Genomic DNA, 18,578 nt, shown 5'->3' with positions numbered 1-18,578 from the left:
GTCACAGTGGGAGAGTAGGTAGCTGCCGTTTTTGATTGAAGCCTCCGGACTTGAAGAAGTTCCGGAGGCTTTTTTTTGCATATGCACGCATGTGGCGGAGTCTAGTAACGGAAATAATCCTATGTTCTGTAACATGAATATGGTATATTTTTCTCTTTTTGCAGTACTTTTAGTGTAAATTCTATCATTAAATTCTTTTTCTATCATTGATTTTTGTACTTTTGGGCTATTCTTTTTGAATTTATTGAAGAAAGAAAGTGTTAAACTCAAAAAAATAAGAAGTTTTGCTTGACACTCATGTTTTAGGGATATTTATTGAATCTCCCACTTTAGAAGATCAGTGAGAGATGCACTTTCTTCTTCGTTAAGTTGGAAAACCTTGGGTTCCGAATTATGCTGTTATACTTTTAGCATAACAATATAAAGGAGTTAAGAACAGTACTGTCTGTTCTCTTTCTTATTTATATGTATAAGCTAGTGCTGCTCCCAATGCCGTGCGATATTCTGCATATTCGGGTATCCAAAAATGGCATTGATACATTTTTTCCATAACTGGGAATATTTCTTTGCATTGTGGCATTTTGGTCAAATTACCTATCAGGACAAAATCTTTGATATGGCTATTCAGTGCTGCTAATATGACAGATTGTCCTATCGATTGTAATACCATATGAATGATTCCCGCTGCTACATCTTCCATAGAGGCATTTGAGCTTGCTTTGCCAAATGTGGAAGCGGTGGCATCCAAAGGAAGTCCCGGTAGAGGAGTGTTGCAAATATCCTTGATTTGCAAATCAATATTTTCTATTACACCTTTCTCTGCCATCTTCACCACTTGATGAATATTCTGTGTTTTTAACAACAGGCAGGATAATCCTTGAATGGTTCCTCCACCAATACCTATACCACCTATGTGAGATATATTTTCACCTCCTTCCACTTTTACAAAAGAGGTGCCGGTACCCATGCTTACTACAATAAGGTCTTGTAGTTGGGAGTCATAGTGAGCTCCAAGGCCGTTTGCTAGAAACTCATCCGTATGATCAGTAGAGAGTCCATATAATGGTTGGTTTACGTAAGCACTTCCCACTCCTGTCAACATGACTTTATCAATGTCGTTTAAGCTGATTCCATTATCATATATGTATTTGCCAAAAGCACCGAATAACGAAGTGATAGGATCTTCGGCTTTTACAATCATAGGATGTTTTATGCCTTCTTTATCCACACCTATTATTTTGGTGGTACTTCCGCCTACGTCTATACCTATTACCATTCCCATTGTTTTTCTTTGTTTATTCTAAAAGAGTGCAAATATACAGGAATTATCTAAGTGTTTATTCATATAGCTTGCGATAATTACCAATTATCTGTTCGGAATGGGGCTACTGGCAGACCTGATGCTCCGAATAAAGCACCGTCAGTATGGTTGGCCCAATTGTATCTCACGGCTACAGGATGAGGTACATCGGGTGATTGTACAATTATTTCTTTCTTTTTTACTGTTACTGTTGCCGGATAAAAAATCCTATCTGTACCTGCAATTATAAATCCGCGTACTGGATCGGGATGCAGGAATCCTTTTCCTAGATTTTCAAAATGGATACGAAGGGTATTTCCTTCGATGCTGTAGCTTTTGTAAACCGGATATTGAGGCATTTTTCTTTTTCCGTAGGTTTGTTTTAATGCTAGCTGTGATAGGCGAAGACCTGTTTCCAGAGTGCTTTGGAAGGTATTGCTTTTTCCTTTTCCAATATCGGTGGTTACTACCATGCCTGTATGATTCAAGTGTAAAGCCTGTGCTTGTGCTTCACGTATGGCCGCCCAGTCTGAATCATCTTGTATTTCTTCTTTTTTCCCATGGTTGGACAGTTGTACAAAGTAGAAAGGCATTTGTGGTTTCTGCCACTTATCGCGCCAGTCGGCTATCAATGACATGAATAAGTCTGCATATTCATCGCTGCTTCCCAAATTACTTTTTCCTTGATGCCATACAATACCTTGAAGAGGGAAAAAAGTAAGCGGATGTATCATCGCATTGAATAATCCTGTGGGATACTTAGGGTTACTTTCTGGTGAAATGGGTATAGGGGGGATTCCACTTAATGAGAGACCGGACAGGTATTTCCATTCTCCTGCCAATGAGATAAGATTCTTGCCTTGTATACTTAGTTTCATGTCTTCTGGACGGCCATATATTCCTCCTTTGCTTTTGTAATTGGTCACACGTATGGTCAGTACAGCCTTTCCGCGTTTTACCAGCTTATAGGGAATTTTGTAACAGCAGGACACATCGGCTTTTGTGTTTCGTCCTATTTCAGTCCCGTTATAATATACAATGCTTTCATCGGCAATGTTCCCCAAATTTATTGTGATATTTTTTCTAGTCCAGTTACGTGGAATATCTATCGTTTTTCTGAACCATACTACTCCATCGAAGTCTTTCATTCCCTTATCTTCCCAGTATCCCGGAAGTTCCATTGTTTTCCAGTTTTCATCCGAATAATCAGGTTCCGCCCATACTTGATGGTCATCGCACCATCCCATATCGTGTTCGTAAAGAGCTTGATACCACTTTTCTCTTTTACGGGCATATTCTGCTTCTATTTTTTCAGGATTGAACTCCAAGGATTCAAGCATTTCTGTTTCTTTGTTGTAGCTTGGCAGGTCTTCTAACGCATCATAACTGGCCCATGCTTCTGCAGGAGTATCTTTCCAGGTACAACTTATTATACCCACGGGTACTTTCAGAGTCTTTTGTAACTGGCTGGCAAAAAAATATCCCACTGCAGGGAATCCGGTTATGTTTTTGGAGGTGCATTCTTTCCAACCTTCTTGTGTAGTGTGTAAATCTTTCTTGGGAACTAAGGAGATTTCTTTCTTTGTCTGAAACAGACGGATATAAGGTTGGGGGGCTATATCTATGGGAGTTTCTGTTTCACATTCTCCTGTATACAACCATATTTCACCAATTAAAATATTTTGCAGTATGTGTTTATCCCCGTCCGAAATGATGATTTCATAAGGACCTCCGGCAGATGGGGTAGGAATTTCTATTCTCCAATTTCCTTCTTTGTCAGGTGATGTCGTATAGGGATGCTTACTCCATCCTGTTGTTATTATCACTTCTTTTTTTGTGGATGAATGGCCATGGAAAATGACATTTGATTTTTGTTGTAATATCATATTGTCTGTGAATAATGCAGGCAGTGTTACTTTGGCTTCTGTCATACAAAACGCCATTAACATTCCTAATAAGATCATTTGTTTTTTCATGAGTGCTAAATTTGTTGTGTTATCAGGCTTATGGTATCTATTTATGCTGGATAAGTCCTCGGTCTTTGAATATGAGTTGTACCAGACGGAAAGCCAAATCTGTAAGCAATATTCCCAAGGCGGCACCAATGATGACATCAAACAGCCAGTGACGGTTATTCAGAATACGGGTAAACCCTGTTACTATAGCTGCTGCGTATGCTACTAATCCTATCCAATATCCTTTGAACCCATATTCCTTATACAATAAGGTAGCTGCCATAAATGCTGCTGCCGTATGTCCGGAAGGAAAAGAGAAATAATTTGTGGCATCCGGGCGAAGCACTCCGGTGGTGAGTTTTAATCCGTTTACTACCAGCTGTGTCAGTATGACTGACAGGACTATGAAAGTGAACAACCGTTTCCATCCGAAACGACCTCTTATTCCTCCCAATTTTAGTCCGAATAGAAGTATGAGTGGAAAAAGTTGCAGATAATTGTCATAAGTTTGATGGAAAGCCGGAACGTGTATATTACGCAAATTACGTATGTATAGATTTGCATTCTCGAAAAAATGAGAGAATGTTCCGCTTCCGTCTTGCAAATACACTGCAATAACAAGTAATACAGCTATGTAAAACGTGATGATTGCCATCGTTTTAATTTTTCCTATCATAAGTCAGTTTATTAAGTACTACGGATGAATGCCCCGAAAGTACTCATTTTCTCTTTTATCTATTAATGTGTTAATGATAAATTTTGTTCAAAATAAGTTTCTTTAGGACTCTTATGGTTTAGCCGGTTCTTCCTTCATTTCCCCTTTGCTATATCCGCTGGGACTTATTTTATAGTATTTTTTGAATACTTCGCGGAAATATTTTACATCATTAAACCCGGTCATATCTGATATCTCGGATATATTATACTGTCCTTCGGATAGTAATTGTGCTGCCCGTTTCAGCCGGATCAGGCGGATATAGTCTGCCGGAGCTTGGTCTGTCAATGCTTTCAGTTTATTGTAGAAACTGGAACGGCTCATGTTTTGTGAAGCACAGAGTGACTCCACATTGAAACTTGAATTGTCTAGATTTTCAGTTATTGTTTCTTTCACTGCTTCTAGGAACTGTTGGTCCAATGTGTTGCTATAATTTATGGAAATACTGTCATTATGTAACTCCATATCTGCATATTTGCGGCGAAGGAGTGCACGGTTAGTCAGTATGTTGGCTATAGATGCTTTTAGTATTCCTATATTAAAAGGTTTTATTAGGTATTTGTCCGCACCTGTTTCTAATCCTTCAACGATATTCTTTTCATCATTTAATGCTGTTAGCAGAATTACAGGGATATGAGACGTCAGTATATTATTTTTGATAGCAGAACACAATTCGTCTCCTCGCATTTCGGGCATCATAATGTCTGATAATACTAAATCAGGTTTAAATTCAGGGATAATTTTTAAGGCTTCTTTGCCATTGGTACACGTTTCCACTTGATAAGCTTCGGATAAAGTATGAAACAGATATTCGCGTAGATCGTCATTGTCTTCCACAACCAGGATACGCTGTGTATTTTGAACATGCTGCCGATACAGATCTTTATAAGTATGGGGAGAGACTGCACTAGGAGATACTGGTGCCACGTTTTCTTGTTGTACCGTTTCTGTCGGGACCTGTTGGTTTCGGAATTGTTTTTGGGGGAAGATAACCTTTACACGGGTGCCTTTATTCTCTACGCTTTCTATGCTGATCTTTCCTTTATGAATACGTACTAGTTTCCATACTAACATCAGTCCGATTCCACTGCCTGTAATTTTTGCATTGATGGCATTGCTGCCCCTGAAATGTAACTTGAATAACTTTTTTTGTTCTTTGGCAGGAATTCCGATGCCCGTGTCTGTAATCTCCAGGCTCCAGTTGTCCTTGTCATGGCAGATGATAATGTGTACCTCACCGTGGGCGGGAGTATATTTGATAGCATTTGAAATCAAGTTTTTTGTGATCGAGTCCATTTTTTCTTTGTCGAACCATACATTTTGATATTCAAAGTTGCTTTTGTAGTCGAGTTTGATCTGTTTGGCTTCTGCATAACTATAAAAGGCATGGCATATTCCTTCCATATAGGTATTAAGTTCATGTTCCGATATACGGAGGGAGGAGGAGTATACATTAGCTTTGCTGAAGTTTATCAGATTAGTGGTGAGGCGTAGCAAGGTGTCCACGTTCTTCATCGCTGTAAGCATATTGGCCTGACTTTCTTCACTTAAATTTTCTTTTTGTTGAATTTCTTCCAAAGGTGCCTTTATTAGTGTCAGCGGAGTACGGATATCATGCGCTGTATTGATAAAGAACCGAGTTCTTTCATCCGAGGCCTTCTTTTCTCTGCGCATGGAATGCAGGCGGAAAATGACGTATGTTACTGAAGTGATAGTCAGGACATAAATACAAATAGCCCAAAAACTGAGCCACACGGGATGTGCTACAGTAATTTTCAATATCCGCTCCTGCAACACGTGTTTATTATCCTCTTTAGAAACGGAACGTACACGCAGTGTATAGGTACCGGGAGCAACATTAGTGAATCGGATAGTCCCTTCGTCACTTGGAGTAGTCCAACCGTCGTAGAATCCTTCCAACTGCCAGGTATATAGTATGTCCGACGGATAATCGTAATTGATAGAGGATACTCGGATAGAAAATGTATTTTGCATATATTTCAGATTCAATTTCTCTATTTGGTCGATATCTTTAGTCAGAGGAGAGTTTGGATCATTAGGATATACAGTTTGGTAGAAAATATGGAAGTCGCTGAATATCATATGTGAATCTCCTGCTTGGGGCATTTCTATGTTTTGGGGGAATTCCAGTGCACCATCTGTACTTCCGAATACAGTGTTCCCATTGGCACGTAGTACACCAGAGCCGGCATTGAAACAGGTGGACATCAACCCTTGTCCGCGAGTCCAGTTGCGGAACTGGCGGTTAGTAGGCGAGAAAATACTGATACCATTTTCGGTACTCATCAAGATATTCCCGTCTTTTGTGGGTAGAATAACATAAATACTGTTTGATACTAACGGGCTGTTTTCTGTGTAGTAATGGGCGCTGATTGATTCTTTTACCGGATCATAAGTAAATAGTCCGGAGCCACTGGTGCCAATGTAGAGTAAACCATTGTTTTCTTGGTGTAACGTATAAATGTAGGTTGCTCCACCGGGCAGATGTATTTCATTGTATTTACCCGAATTCCGGTCCAGTAGAAAAAGATTGGTGGAGGTACCTATCCACATAGATGTACTATCCTTTTCTTCAATGGCAGTGACGGACCCTAGTCCGGGATAAAGACGTCCTTGGCGTGTCTTTAGATTAAAGCATTTCAGATTATAATATCCTCCGGACCATATGCACCCGTATCTGTCCTTTTTAATGTCGCGTATGTATTTGTCGGCACGTACATTCAGATGGAAAGATTGGGCAGGGGTGAGGTATTCTATGTTTCCGTTTTTCTTGGTAATCTGGAAAATGCCCGATGCATATCCTCCGGCCCATATAATACCCGGAGAAACTTCGCATAAAGTGATAAAAATGCGGTTCTGATTTTTTAGTCCGTGATTGAAAGAGCTTAGAAAAGAACGCCATTGCTTTTGCTTTGAATCGTATAAGCTGATGCCGTTGCTTGTTCCAAACCACAGATCCCCGTCACTATCTTCTATAATAGAGTTTACTTGGTTGTTTACTAGTGACTGCCGGTTGCCAATAGAGTGCTTTATCCAGTTGTAGTTGGTATATTGGTTGTTGCGGACGGTAATTCCTGTAGGATAGCTAGACAGCCAGATACGCTGCTCGTTGTCTACATATACATCATTGATAATGTTCCCGTCCATTTCGTTGTAACTACCATAATTTGCAATGATATAAGGTTCGGTTTCATAGGTATCTATGTTTAATTTGTGCACTCCTGCTCCTTCAGTGGCTACTAATAATTCCTTTGTGTTCAAGGGACTGAGCCGTGTAATATTCACATCTGTTAGTTCTACTTCGGGACGTACAATTTTCTGGATATTTAAGTCATATATATAGACTCCCTTTTCAAAAGTGCCTATAAATAGTTTGTTGGCTGTACGGTGTAGATATAATTCGTGTACGTGCATATCCATCATTTCCAGTTTGCCGCAGGAGAGTTCTTTCAAATTCCCGTTTTCCAGTTTTACCAGATAGATTCTTTTGTCTGTACCTATAAAAAAATGTTCACTGTTTATCTGTTCTATGCAGGTGATATTTCCCAGCCGGTTAGAAATTCTTTGCTTTTGTCCGGATTCTATGTTAAAAAGGTGGATAGCTGATTTGCCGCACAACCATACGTTACTCTCCTGGTCTATATAACTATATCTCACGAAAGCATGGTAGTCCTTGTTCCAGTAATTGTACATACTGTATATCTGTACAAAACGATCGTGTCCTGAATCATAACGGAAAATTCTGCCTTGTTTTCCTGTGACCAGCAGTGTACCTGTTTTATCTAAATAAGTCCAGTTTATATTCAATAACGGGTCTAGCTCCCTGTCGCCTTCTTTTAATTTATAATGTTTTATTTCTTTTCCGTTATATCGGTCTATTCCCACATGGGTGAGGAACCACATGTATCCACGCGCGTCTTTTTGAATTCTGTATATTTTCTGATTACTTAGTCCTTCTTCTATACCAATATATTTATAAGTCTGCGATGAGACGGCTAATGACAATAGCAAAAAAATGAGACTTGCGATAGTAGCTTTCATAAAACTCTTTATTCTAAATCTTTTCCTTTTCAAAAAACAGTAACAAATTTAAGATAAAAAAATCATAGGACTAGTAATTTGATATGATCTAAATTTCGGTAAAATTATCCCTTTGTTCGCCTATAGCGTCACTTGTTTAGATGTAGAAAATGCAAATGGAAGAATGTTTGTAACATTACTGTCAGATGATTATGTTTTCTTAACAAAACTTCGTGCAGTATTATGGTATAGCCTGCATTTCTTTCAATAGAAAAGACTTATAAACTAGAATAATTAACTAATAAAGAAAAGCACAATGAAAAAGTTTTTTGGTTTTAATAAATTGCTTGCGTCTGTAGCGGTACTTGCTTCTGTGATAATCTTTCAATCCTGTTTGGATGATGATGATAATGATTATTACAGATACGCGTGGCCCAATGCATTGGTTACTGTGAAACCGGTGGCCGACAATTCATTTTTTATGCAGTTGGATGACAGTACGACACTGTTGCCTGTCAATATGAAAAATTCTCCTTATGGTGAGAAGGAAGTAAGGGCTCTTGTAAATTTCGATCCGGTGAATGAGTCAAGCGGAGAGTATGACAAGGCTGTACATATCAACTGGATAGACAGTATCTTGACAAAACCGATTGCCGGTGATTTAGGAGATAAGAATGATGAAGTGTATGGTACTGACCCTGTAGATATGATTAACGATTGGGTGACAATTGCCGAGGACGGTTATTTGACTTTGCGTTTCAGAACCATGTGGGGGGATCGCAGTCAAGCTCATTTTGTCAATTTGCTGATGAGTAAAGATGCTGAAAATCCTTATGAGGTAGAATTCCGCCATAATGCCTTTGGTGATGTATACGGTGAACCTGCCGACGGACTGGTGGCATTTAATTTGGATTCTTTGCCTGACACTGAAGGAAAAACAGTGAAGCTGAAATTAAAATGGAAATCATTTAACGGAGAGAAAACAGCGGAATTTGATTATTGTACCCGTAAGTCAACTCCTGCAAACAATGCAGCCATTACAGCCGGACGAAGTGTCTTGAGATTAAAATAAGGTTTTATAACTGAGGTGCAATTTCAATCCCTCCTGTTCTATGTGGTATAGAGCCGGAGGGATATTTATTTTGCTCTATTCGCTCATCCATATCCCTAGCATTACTCCGAGGATACCCAATACCACACTGCTAATGATGTATGTGAAAAAAGAGGGGTAGAGTCCTGATTTCAGTAATTGCAAACTTTCGTTGCTGAAAGTGGAGAAAGTGGTGAAGCCACCACAAAGTCCGATAGTGAGCATCAGTCTTATATCATTGTTGATATGAATGCGTGAGGTGAGGGTATAAAATACCCCGATAAGTATGCAACCCAAAATATTGACTGCGAAAGTACCCCACGGAAAATTCGTTGCTCCCTGGCGATAAATACTTATGGTAAGCAGGTAGCGAAGTACACTTCCTGTACCTCCTCCCAAGAAGATGAGTAATAGTGATTTCATAAATGCTACATTTTGATGCAAAAATAGCAATGATTATTCATTCAGAGCCAAACTTTTTTAGTAATTTTGCACCCTAAACGAAAAATACGCAAAAAGGAATGGGTGGTTTTTTTGGAACAGTCTCAAAGGCTGAATGCGTCACCGACTTATTTTACGGGACGGACTATAATTCACATTTAGGAACAAAAAGAGGTGGTTTGGCTACGTATGCTCAAGGAGAGGGCTTTATGCGCTCTATCCACAATTTGGAGAGCTCTTATTTCCGTACGAAGTTTGAATCTGAACTTCCAAAGTTCAAAGGGAGTTCGGGTATCGGCATTATCAGTGATACGGACCCGCAGCCTATCGTGATAAACTCGCATCTAGGCAAGTTCGCCATCGTCACAGTAGCTAAAATCAATAACATTACGGAATTGGAATGCGACTTGTTGGCGGCTAATATGCACTTTTCTGAAATGAGTCTTGGCAAGACGAACCAGACAGAACTGATAGCATTGCTTATTGTGCAAGGAAAAAATTTTGTAGATGGTATCGAGAATGTTTTTAATAAAATCAAAGGATCATGCTCCATGCTGATATTGACGGAAGATGGTATTATAGCAGCACGTGACAAATGGGGGCGTACTCCGATTGTAATAGGTAAAAAAGAGGGTGCGTATGCTGCGACAAGTGAATCAAGCAGTTTGCCGAATCTGGATTATGAAATAGAGAAATATGTAGGACCGGGCGAAATTATTCGCTTGCGTGCCGATGGAATGGAACAAATGCGCAAGCCGAACGAAGGAATGCAGATTTGTTCTTTTTTGTGGGTATATTATGGATTTCCGGTTTCATGTTATGAAGGAAAAAATGTAGAGGAAGTACGTTTTATGAGTGGTTATAAAATGGGGCAGAAGGACGATTCGGAAGTTGATTGTGCCTGCGGTATTCCTGATTCGGGGGTAGGTATGGCATTGGGGTATGCTGAAGGTAAAGGAATTCCTTATCATCGTGCTATTGCCAAGTACACACCTACCTGGCCTCGTAGTTTCACTCCTGCCAATCAGGAAATGCGTTCACTGGTAGCAAAAATGAAGCTGATACCTAATCGCGCAATGCTGGAAGGTAAGCGCGTGTTGTTTTGTGACGATTCTATAGTGCGTGGGACCCAGCTTCGTGATAATGTGAAAATTTTATTTGATTATGGTGCTAAAGAGGTTCATATGCGCATTGCTTGTCCGCCATTGATTTATGGATGTCCTTTCATTGGTTTCACTTCTTCAAAAAGTGATTTGGAACTGATTACCCGCCGGATGATTAAGGAGATTGAAGGCGATGAAAATAAGAATCTGGAAAAATATGCAACAACAGATTCGCCGGAATATAAGAAGATGGTACAAATGATTGCCGACCGCTTTGGTCTGAGTTCGTTGAAGTTCAATACTTTGGAAACTTTGGTAGAAGCGATAGGATTACCAAAATGTAAGGTATGTACCCATTGTTTTGATGGCTCCAGTTGCTTCTAATAACAAAATAATAAAATATTAATAAAAAAGAGCTGTGATTTGTTTGGCAATTCACGGCTCTTTTTCTATTTTTACAGGCAAGTATGAATATTAAAACAAAAAGAAAAATGACGGTAATAGAACGATTTTTAAAATATGTAAGCTTCGACACTCAGTCTGATGAGAATAGCGGAGTTACCCCTAGTACGCCGAAGCAGATGGTGTTTGCGCAATATTTAAAATCAGAATTGGAACAATTGGGCTTTCAGGAAATTTCTTTGGATGAGAATGGTTATCTGTTTGCTACATGGCCGGCCAATACGGATAAACCGGTTCCTGCCATCGGATTTATTGCACACATGGATACCAGTCCCGATATGACGGGTGCAGGAGTCACCCCACGCATTGTCTATGGTTATGATGGGACAGATATTGTATTGTGTGAAGAAGACAACGTTATACTTTCTCCCAAGCAATTTCCCGAATTGTTGGATCATAAAGGGGAGGATCTTATTGTAACTAACGGCAAGACATTGTTGGGAGCTGATGATAAGGCGGGCATTGCTGAAATTATCTCAGCTATGGTATATCTGAAAGAACATCCTGAAATCAAGCATGGAAAAATTCGTGTGGGATTTAATCCTGATGAAGAAATAGGCTTGGGTGCACATAAATTTGATGTGGAGAGATTCGGATGCGAGTGGGCATATACGATGGATGGTGGTGAAGTAGGGGAGTTGGAGTTTGAAAACTTTAATGCCGCTTCTGCAAAAGTGATTATTAAAGGACGTAACGTACATCCGGGATACGCTAAGGATAAAATGATCAACTCTTTGCGTGTAGCTAATGAGTTTGTGGCTTTACTGCCTACGGACGAAGTGCCTGAGTGTACTGATGGTTATCAGGGATTCTATCATTTGATTGGCATGACGGGTGAAGTAGAGCAGACTACTATCTCTTATATAATCCGTGATCATGACCGTGCCAAGTTTGAGGCATGCAAGGAAAATATGAAAAAATGGGTGGAAATCATCAATAAGAAATATGGAGAAGGTACCGTTACCTTGGAACTGAAAGATCAGTATTACAATATGCGTGAGAAAATTGAGCCGGTGATGCATATCATTGATGTCGCTTTCAAGGCTATGGAAGAGGCGGGCGTGACACCTAAGGTGAAGGCTATCCGCGGCGGAACGGATGGCGCACAACTTTCATTCAAAGGATTGCCTTGTCCCAATATTTTTGCCGGTGGCTTGAATTTTCATGGCAGATATGAGTTCGTGCCAATCCAGTCTATTGAGAAAGCTATGAAAGTAGTGGTGAAAATTGCTGAGTTGGTGGCAAGATAAGTAATTTATTAACCTTAAAATAGTAAAGTAATAACATGAAAACAACTCCGTTTACCGAAACACACATTGCCTTGGGGGCGAAAATGCACGAATTTGCAGGTTATAATATGCCTATTGAATATTCGGGAATTATTGATGAACACCTTACAGTATGTAATGCCGTAGGTGTTTTTGACGTATCCCATATGGGTGAATTTTGGGTAAAAGGTCCTAATGCGTTGGAGTTTTTGCAGCAAGTGACTTCAAACAATGTAGCAACTTTGCCTGTCGGTAAAGCGCAATATACTTGTTTCCCTAATGAGGAGGGAGGTATTGTTGATGACCTGTTGGTATATCACTATGAATCCGAAAAATACTTGTTGGTGGTAAATGCAGCCAATATTGAGAAAGACTGGAACTGGTGTGTCAGTCATAACACAGTGAGTGCGGAATTGGAAAATGCATCCGACCATATGGCACAGCTTGCTATTCAGGGACCGAAGGCTATGGAAGTTTTGCAAAAACTGACTCCGGTCGACTTGTCCGAAATTCCTTATTATGCTTTTACCACAGGTGAGTTCGCCGGTCAGAAAGATGTGATTATTTCGAATACCGGTTATACCGGTGCAGGTGGTTTCGAGCTTTATTTTTATCCCGAAGCCGGTCAGGCTATCTGGAAAGCAATTTTTGAAGCAGGTGCTCCTGAAGGGATTAAACCTATCGGACTAGGGGCTCGTGATACATTACGTTTGGAAATGGGCTTTTGCCTGTATGGTAATGATTTGAGTGATACCACTTCTCCGTTGGAAGCAGGATTGGGCTGGATTACTAAGTTTGTTGAAGGAAAGAATTTCATTTCACGCGCTTTACTTGAAAAGCAGAAAGCCGAAGGATTGAAACGCAAGCTGATTGCTTTTGAAATGGTAGACCGTGGTATTCCCCGTCATGGTTATGAACTGGTAAATGCTGATGGAGAGAAAATAGGTGAAGTAACTAGTGGTACCATGTCTCCAATGCGTAAGATTGGTATTGGTATGGGATATGTTCAGACCGCTTACACAGCATTAGGTACTGAAATATTTATTGATGTGCGCGGACGCAAACTGAAAGCTGTAATAGTAAAGGCCCCGTTCAGAAAATAAATCGAAAGCCGGAAAAGAGAACGCTGATAACAAATATAACGCGAATATTCAGATTTTTTGAATATTCGCGTTTTTCTTTATATGGCTGATATACATTTGTTGTTAGTTCCTTTCCATAAAAACAGCTTTTGATGCAAAATTAATAATAGGATGAAGAATATGATAAATAGATAATTCTTAATTTTGCAATCAAAAATTTATTAGCTATGTCTGAATTGGCTCCATTGATAAGTGATTTGGCTTTGATTCTGATCTGCGCCGGTGTCATGACGCTCGTCTTTAAACGGTTAAAGCAACCTCTTGTTCTCGGCTATATCGTAGCCGGCTTTTTGGCAAGTCCCCATGTTCCTCTTACTCCGTCGGTCATTGATGTGGCCAATATCCATACATGGTCGGAGATTGGTGTGATATTTTTGTTGTTCGCTCTGGGATTGGAATTTAGTTTCAAGAAATTGGTGAAAGTAGGAGGGACAGCGGTCATTGCGGCGTGTACCATTATATTTTGTATGATATTGGTTGGAATTTTTGTGGGGTGGTCTTTCGGGTGGCAACGCATGGACTGTCTGTATTTGGGAGGTATGTTGGCCATGTCCTCTACGACTATTATTTACAAAGCTTTTGATGATTTGGGGTTGAGGCAGCAACGGTTTGCCGGTTTGGTTCTTAGTATTTTGATATTGGAAGATATATTGGCTATTGTTTTGATGGTTATGTTGAGTACAATGGCAGTGAGTCAGAATTTCGAGGGTAGTGAAATGGTCTATAGCATTGCTAAATTATTATTCTTCCTTATATTATGGTTTGTGGTAGGTATTTATATCATTCCTACATTTTTGAAGCGTTCCCGCAAGTGGATGGCAAATGAAACATTGCTGATTGTTTCGCTGGCATTGTGCTTCGGTATGGTAGTTGTAGCGGCCAAGGTTGGATTTTCGGCTGCGTTTGGAGCTTTTATAATGGGGTCTATTTTGGCAGAAACGGTGGAGGCCGAAAATATAGAGAAGCTTGTGGCCCCTGTAAAAGATTTGTTTGGAGCCATTTTCTTTGTATCTGTGGGAATGATGGTAGACCCTGCCATGATTGTAGAATATATATGGCCCATTGTGATTATTACATTGGCCATTCTGCTTGGGCAGGTTATTTTTGGTACAGGTGGCGTGATTTTGTCGGGACAGCCGTTGAAAGTTGCCATGCAATGTGGTTTCAGTCTGACCCAGATTGGTGAATTTGCATTCATTATCGCTTCATTGGGGGTAAGTCTGAAAGTAACCAGTGATTTCTTGTATCCTATTGTGGTGGCTGTTTCGGTCATTACCACATTTCTGACCCCGTATATGATACGTTTGGCGATACCTGCTTATCATATAGTAGAGAAACGTCTGCCCGGCAAATGGAGAAAAATGCTTGAGCGTTATTCGTCGGGATCGCAAACGGTGAATCATGAAAACAATTGGAAGAAATTGTTGGTTGCCATAGCTAGGATTGTAGCTGTTTATTCCGTATTGTGTATAGCTATGATTACACTTTCATTCCATTTTATTATTCCATTGTTCCGGGCTAGTCTGCCTGTCTTTTGGGCAAATCTGGCAGGAGCTGTTTTTACTATCGTTTGCATCGCACCTTTCTTGCGTGCCATTATTATGAAGAAAAACCACTCTGTAGAGTTTCAGGCGTTATGGCAGGATAATCGTTTCAACCGGGCACCCTTGATTTCTACCATTTTACTCCGTATAATGATAGCTGTCATGTTTGTGATGTTTGTGATAGAGAAACTTTTTCAGGCTTCCACGACTTTGCTGATCGGTATAGCTGTTGTTTTGGTAGGTATGATGATGTTCTCGCGATGGCTAAAGAAACAATCTATATTCATGGAGCGTACTTTTATTCAGAATTTGCGTTTCAGAGATGTGCATGCTGAATTTACAGGCCAGAAACGTCCTGAGTATGAAGGACATTTGTTGTCCCGCGACTTACATCTTTCGGATTTTGAGATACCTGCGGATTCCTTATGGGCGGGACATACATTAAGAGAATTGAATTTAGGGCATAAATACGGAGTGCATGTGGCATCTATCATTCGTGGAATGCATCGTATTAATATTCCTGGGGCAAATGTACGTCTGTTTCCCGGTGACACCATACAGGTAATCGGTACGGATGAGCAGTTGGGCGAGTTTGCCCGTCAAGCAGAAAGAGTATCAGCCGCCGCCGAAGAGGAAGATTTGGAAAGGCGTGAAATGAGTCTGAAACAGTTCATTATAGATCGTAACTCATTTTTCTTGGGTAAGAATATCAGAGAAAGTGGTATCCGGGATGAGTACAAATGTCTGGTAGTAGGCGTCGAAAAAGAAGATAGTACGCTGATGACCCCTGATATCAATGTACCTTTTACGGAAGGAGATGTGGTATGGGTGGTAGGCGAACGGGATGATGTGTACCGTTTGTTGGGTAAGAAAGAAAAAGAGGAAGAATAATTAATTTTAATAAATAAGAAAACCATGAAAAGTGATCCTAAAGATTGTCTGTATTGTCAGAACAATGAGACATTGCACAATTTAATGATTGAAATAGCGCCACTGAGTGTTTCACGTGTATTCCTTTTTAAGGAACAAACCTATCGCGGACGTTGCCTTGTTGCTTATAAAGATCATGTAAACGACTTGTTTGAACTGAGTGATGAAGAACGTAACGCATTTATGGCAGATGTTACCCGTGTGACCCGTGCCATGGACAAGGCTTTCCATCCTGAAAAAATAAATTACGGAGCGTATAGTGACAAACTTTCTCACTTGCATTTTCATTTGGTCCCCAAGTATGTGGATGGACCTGATTATGGAGGTGTATTTCAGATGAATCCGGGAAAAGTTTATCTGGCTGATGCGGAATATCAAGAAATGATTGAAGCTATAAAAAAAAATCTGTAGTAGCGATTAGTGGTTAGTGATTAGTGCCTGCGGTGTATGCATCCGCTATTAACCACTAATCACTAACTATTAACTAATCACTCTTTTTCTTCGAAATCAAATTCAAAGTCGAAGTCATCGTCACCGAAATATTCAGGAGTAATGAACTCTTCCATACTGCGACGGTCCTTTTTAGTGGGACGTCCTGTTCCGCGGGCGCGATCAACAAAACCGCTGATTTTGCTCATTTCCAGCAATTCATATTGTTCCGGAGTCGTTACATTCTCCAGTATTTCAGGAACCAATTTGGCACCTATACGTTTTTCTATTGCCTGTAAAACTTTAAATGAGTACGTGACAGGTGGTTTCTTTACCTGTATCACTTCTCCCGGTTTTATCATTCTCGATGGCTTCACCTGAGTGCCGTTGATAGAAACCCGTCCTTTCTTGCATGCTTCGGCAGCGATAGTGCGGGTCTTGAATATACGTGAGGCCCATAGCCATTTATCAATTCTTGCTTCAGCCATTACTTTTTATTGTATTGGTTCATTGTTATACTGATGCCTGCCAGGCAAAAACTCTTAATTATGTCGCAAGCCGTTGCTACACGTTCGTCCATGGTCTTCAAATCTTTATCAGTGAAGTGACCTAATACAAAATCTATTTGCCCGCCACGGGGAAAATCGTTGCCGATACCAAAGCGCAGACGGGCATAATCTTGTGTGCCCAGCGTAGCAGCTATATGTTTCAAACCATTGTGTCCGGCATCGCTGCCTTTTCCTTTCAGACGTAATGTACCGAAAGGAAGGGCGAGGTCGTCCACCACTACCAACACATTTTCCAACGGAATGTTTTCTTTTTGCATCCAGTAGCGCACTGCATTTCCACTCAAGTTCATGTAAGTAGACGGTTTCAGCAGGATAAGCTGGCGTCCTTTGAGCGAGAGGGTGGCAGTGGCTCCGTAACGTCCGTCAGTAAAAACAAGATTGGACGCCTTTGCAAGGGCGTCCAATACTGTGAATCCTATGTTGTGACGGGTATTTCGGTATTCTTCACCTATATTACCCAGTCCTGTAATCAAATATTTCATTGATAAGGATTAAAGGGTTACTGATTATTTACCGGCAGTTGCAGCAGCACCACGAGCGGCACGAGTTAATTTAACTGCGCAAACAACGGCTTCTTTAGCGTTAATCAATTCCAAACCTTCATAGCTTAATTCGCCCACTTTGATAGTCTTGCCCAGACCCAAAGAAGTTACATCAACAACCAGGCGTTCAGGAATTACATTGTATAAAGCTTTCACTTTCAGTTTACGCAACTGTAATGCCAATTTACCACCGGCACGTACACCTTCTGCCAAACCTTCCAACTGAACAGGAACTTCCATAACAATAGGTTTGGCTTCATCAATCTGATAGAAGTCAACGTGAAGGATTGCATCCGTTACAGGATGGAACTGGATATCTTTCAAAATAGCGTTTACTATTTTACCATCAATGTTCAAGTCTACAACATAGATGTGCGGTGTGTATACCAAGTTACGGAGTCCTTCGGTGGGAACGGAGAAGTGAGTAGCTACGGGCAAGCCGTTTTCGTCTTTCTGCACTCCATACAATACACAAGGAACACCATTGTTCTTACGCAATTCGTGAGTTGCTTTCTTTCCTACGTCTGTTCTGACAGTACCTTTAATTTCAATTGATTTCATTGTTTTTAAATTTTTTGTGTTACTCTAAATTAAGTTGATCTTATTGCTTAATTCGCCATCACACGATGTGGTATATCACACGATGAGCTTGAAAAAGCGGTGCAAAATTACTGCTTATTTCCGACTTGACAAAAAGAAAGCACAATTTTTTTATCATTGTGCTTTCTTTATCAGTTGGAATCAGAAATCGATATCTATTTTAATTTCATTCGGACTAAGCGGTTTGTGCGCATCTTCGGTTGTTTCCTGTTCTTCATTTTCAGTGTGATGAGGTTCAATAGGACCTTGCTCTTCGGCAATAAACTGTATAGCCTGTTGTAAACCGTTCATGAACTTCTCAAAATCTTCTTTATATAGAAAAATCTTATGTTTTTCGAAGCTTACTTGCGAGTCATCACCTTCTCCCGAAACAATTTTCTTGCTTTCAGTAATAGCCAAAAACATTTCATCTTTTCGATTTTTCTTCACATCTAAATAATAAATACG

General features: G+C 40.1%; 16 protein-coding genes. 6 read left to right on the top strand and 10 right to left on the bottom strand.

The window, feature by feature from the left end:
* The 5 genes from AB5935_RS21070 to AB5935_RS21050 form a co-directional block, all read right to left on the bottom strand.
* The coding region (locus tag AB5935_RS21070; RefSeq protein WP_229045466.1) for a hypothetical protein at positions 1-207 on the bottom strand (207 nt) is incomplete at its 3' end.
* A gap of 250 nt (positions 208-457) precedes the next feature.
* Positions 458-1,282 carry a type II pantothenate kinase gene (gene coaW / locus AB5935_RS21065; protein ID WP_007844286.1) on the bottom strand — a complete coding sequence of 275 codons (825 nt, stop codon included), beginning with the start codon at positions 1,280-1,282 and terminating at the stop codon, positions 458-460.
* Positions 1,283-1,359: 77 nt separating this feature from the next.
* Positions 1,360-3,276: a sialate O-acetylesterase gene (locus AB5935_RS21060; protein WP_007850283.1), complete on the bottom strand. Its 1,917-nt coding sequence runs from the start codon at positions 3,274-3,276 to the stop codon at positions 1,360-1,362.
* Between the two features lie 37 nt (positions 3,277-3,313).
* Positions 3,314-3,931 carry a phosphatase PAP2 family protein gene (locus tag AB5935_RS21055; protein WP_007833184.1) on the bottom strand — a complete coding sequence of 206 codons (618 nt, stop codon included), beginning with the start codon at positions 3,929-3,931 and terminating at the stop codon, positions 3,314-3,316.
* A gap of 111 nt (positions 3,932-4,042) precedes the next feature.
* Positions 4,043-8,032, bottom strand: coding sequence for a response regulator (locus tag AB5935_RS21050; RefSeq protein WP_038610083.1), 3,990 nt, complete (start codon positions 8,030-8,032; stop codon positions 4,043-4,045).
* A gap of 295 nt (positions 8,033-8,327) precedes the next feature.
* Between AB5935_RS21050 and AB5935_RS21045 the strand changes: the two genes are divergently transcribed.
* On the top strand, positions 8,328-9,083 hold the full coding sequence (locus AB5935_RS21045) for a NigD-like protein (RefSeq protein WP_008675480.1): 756 nt from the start codon (positions 8,328-8,330) through the stop codon (positions 9,081-9,083).
* Positions 9,084-9,158: 75 nt separating this feature from the next.
* On the opposite strand, the gene crcB is transcribed toward AB5935_RS21045, so the two are convergent.
* The gene (gene crcB / locus AB5935_RS21040; RefSeq protein WP_007833187.1) at positions 9,159-9,524 is read right to left on the bottom strand and encodes a fluoride efflux transporter CrcB; all 366 of its coding nucleotides are present in this window, start codon (positions 9,522-9,524) and stop codon (positions 9,159-9,161) included.
* A 98-nt stretch (positions 9,525-9,622) separates the two neighbouring features.
* Between crcB and AB5935_RS21035 the strand changes: the two genes are divergently transcribed.
* The 5 genes from AB5935_RS21035 to AB5935_RS21015 all read left to right on the top strand — a co-directional run bounded on the left by AB5935_RS21035 (position 9,623) and on the right by AB5935_RS21015 (position 16,402).
* On the top strand, positions 9,623-11,029 hold the full coding sequence (locus tag AB5935_RS21035) for an amidophosphoribosyltransferase (RefSeq protein ID WP_007833188.1): 1,407 nt from the start codon (positions 9,623-9,625) through the stop codon (positions 11,027-11,029).
* A gap of 107 nt (positions 11,030-11,136) precedes the next feature.
* Positions 11,137-12,357: a peptidase T gene (pepT, locus tag AB5935_RS21030; protein ID WP_038610079.1), complete on the top strand. Its 1,221-nt coding sequence runs from the start codon at positions 11,137-11,139 to the stop codon at positions 12,355-12,357.
* Between the two features lie 35 nt (positions 12,358-12,392).
* Positions 12,393-13,478 carry a glycine cleavage system aminomethyltransferase GcvT gene (gene gcvT, locus AB5935_RS21025; protein WP_007844296.1) on the top strand — a complete coding sequence of 362 codons (1,086 nt, stop codon included), beginning with the start codon at positions 12,393-12,395 and terminating at the stop codon, positions 13,476-13,478.
* A 206-nt stretch (positions 13,479-13,684) separates the two neighbouring features.
* Positions 13,685-15,952 carry a cation:proton antiporter gene (locus AB5935_RS21020; protein WP_007833191.1) on the top strand — a complete coding sequence of 756 codons (2,268 nt, stop codon included), beginning with the start codon at positions 13,685-13,687 and terminating at the stop codon, positions 15,950-15,952.
* 24 nt (positions 15,953-15,976) lie between these two features.
* Positions 15,977-16,402 (top strand): HIT family protein, encoded by a 426-nt coding sequence (locus AB5935_RS21015; protein WP_007833193.1) that lies wholly within the window; start codon positions 15,977-15,979, stop codon positions 16,400-16,402.
* Between the two features lie 77 nt (positions 16,403-16,479).
* Here the strand turns inward: AB5935_RS21015 and AB5935_RS21010 are convergent, their stop codons facing one another.
* The 4 genes from AB5935_RS21010 to AB5935_RS20995 form a co-directional block, all read right to left on the bottom strand.
* Positions 16,480-16,908, bottom strand: a complete 429-nt coding sequence (locus AB5935_RS21010; RefSeq protein WP_007844299.1) for an RNA-binding S4 domain-containing protein — start codon at positions 16,906-16,908, stop codon at positions 16,480-16,482.
* Complete coding sequence (gene pth, locus AB5935_RS21005; protein WP_007833197.1) at positions 16,908-17,471, bottom strand: aminoacyl-tRNA hydrolase; 564 nt, start codon at positions 17,469-17,471, stop codon at positions 16,908-16,910. The genes AB5935_RS21010 and pth overlap by 1 nt, the downstream gene beginning before the upstream one ends.
* 24 nt (positions 17,472-17,495) lie before the next feature.
* Positions 17,496-18,092: a 50S ribosomal protein L25/general stress protein Ctc gene (locus tag AB5935_RS21000; RefSeq protein ID WP_007833198.1), complete on the bottom strand. Its 597-nt coding sequence runs from the start codon at positions 18,090-18,092 to the stop codon at positions 17,496-17,498.
* A 180-nt stretch (positions 18,093-18,272) separates the two neighbouring features.
* The coding region (locus tag AB5935_RS20995) for a DUF3276 family protein (protein WP_368327545.1) at positions 18,273-18,578 on the bottom strand (306 nt) is incomplete at its 5' end.

This window comes from Phocaeicola sp. RTP21198st1_B8_RTP21198_201120, assembly GCF_040929485.1.
Classification (GTDB): domain Bacteria; phylum Bacteroidota; class Bacteroidia; order Bacteroidales; family Bacteroidaceae; genus Phocaeicola; species Phocaeicola dorei.
Note: the sequence above shows the minus strand (reverse complement) of the source record. Positions and strands in the feature narration are given on the sequence as shown.

What these genes read in the sequence shown, in the direction of transcription:
- AB5935_RS21020 (WP_007833191.1), top strand. Translation starts at nt 13,685, where the DNA reads ATGTCTGAATTGGCTCCATTGATAAGTGATTTGGCTTTGATTCTGATC.
- pth (WP_007833197.1), bottom strand. Translation starts at nt 17,471, where the DNA reads ATGAAATATTTGATTACAGGACTGGGTAATATAGGTGAAGAATACCGA.
- crcB (WP_007833187.1), bottom strand. Translation starts at nt 9,524, where the DNA reads ATGAAATCACTATTACTCATCTTCTTGGGAGGAGGTACAGGAAGTGTA.
- coaW (WP_007844286.1), bottom strand. Translation starts at nt 1,282, where the DNA reads ATGGGAATGGTAATAGGTATAGACGTAGGCGGAAGTACCACCAAAATA.
- AB5935_RS21055 (WP_007833184.1), bottom strand. Translation starts at nt 3,931, where the DNA reads ATGATAGGAAAAATTAAAACGATGGCAATCATCACGTTTTACATAGCT.
- gcvT (WP_007844296.1), top strand. Translation starts at nt 12,393, where the DNA reads ATGAAAACAACTCCGTTTACCGAAACACACATTGCCTTGGGGGCGAAA.
- AB5935_RS21010 (WP_007844299.1), bottom strand. Translation starts at nt 16,908, where the DNA reads ATGGCTGAAGCAAGAATTGATAAATGGCTATGGGCCTCACGTATATTC.
- AB5935_RS21015 (WP_007833193.1), top strand. Translation starts at nt 15,977, where the DNA reads ATGAAAAGTGATCCTAAAGATTGTCTGTATTGTCAGAACAATGAGACA.
- AB5935_RS21000 (WP_007833198.1), bottom strand. Translation starts at nt 18,092, where the DNA reads ATGAAATCAATTGAAATTAAAGGTACTGTCAGAACAGACGTAGGAAAG.
- AB5935_RS21050 (WP_038610083.1), bottom strand. Translation starts at nt 8,032, where the DNA reads ATGAAAGCTACTATCGCAAGTCTCATTTTTTTGCTATTGTCATTAGCC.
- pepT (WP_038610079.1), top strand. Translation starts at nt 11,137, where the DNA reads ATGACGGTAATAGAACGATTTTTAAAATATGTAAGCTTCGACACTCAG.
- AB5935_RS21060 (WP_007850283.1), bottom strand. Translation starts at nt 3,276, where the DNA reads ATGAAAAAACAAATGATCTTATTAGGAATGTTAATGGCGTTTTGTATG.
- AB5935_RS21045 (WP_008675480.1), top strand. Translation starts at nt 8,328, where the DNA reads ATGAAAAAGTTTTTTGGTTTTAATAAATTGCTTGCGTCTGTAGCGGTA.
- AB5935_RS21035 (WP_007833188.1), top strand. Translation starts at nt 9,623, where the DNA reads ATGGGTGGTTTTTTTGGAACAGTCTCAAAGGCTGAATGCGTCACCGAC.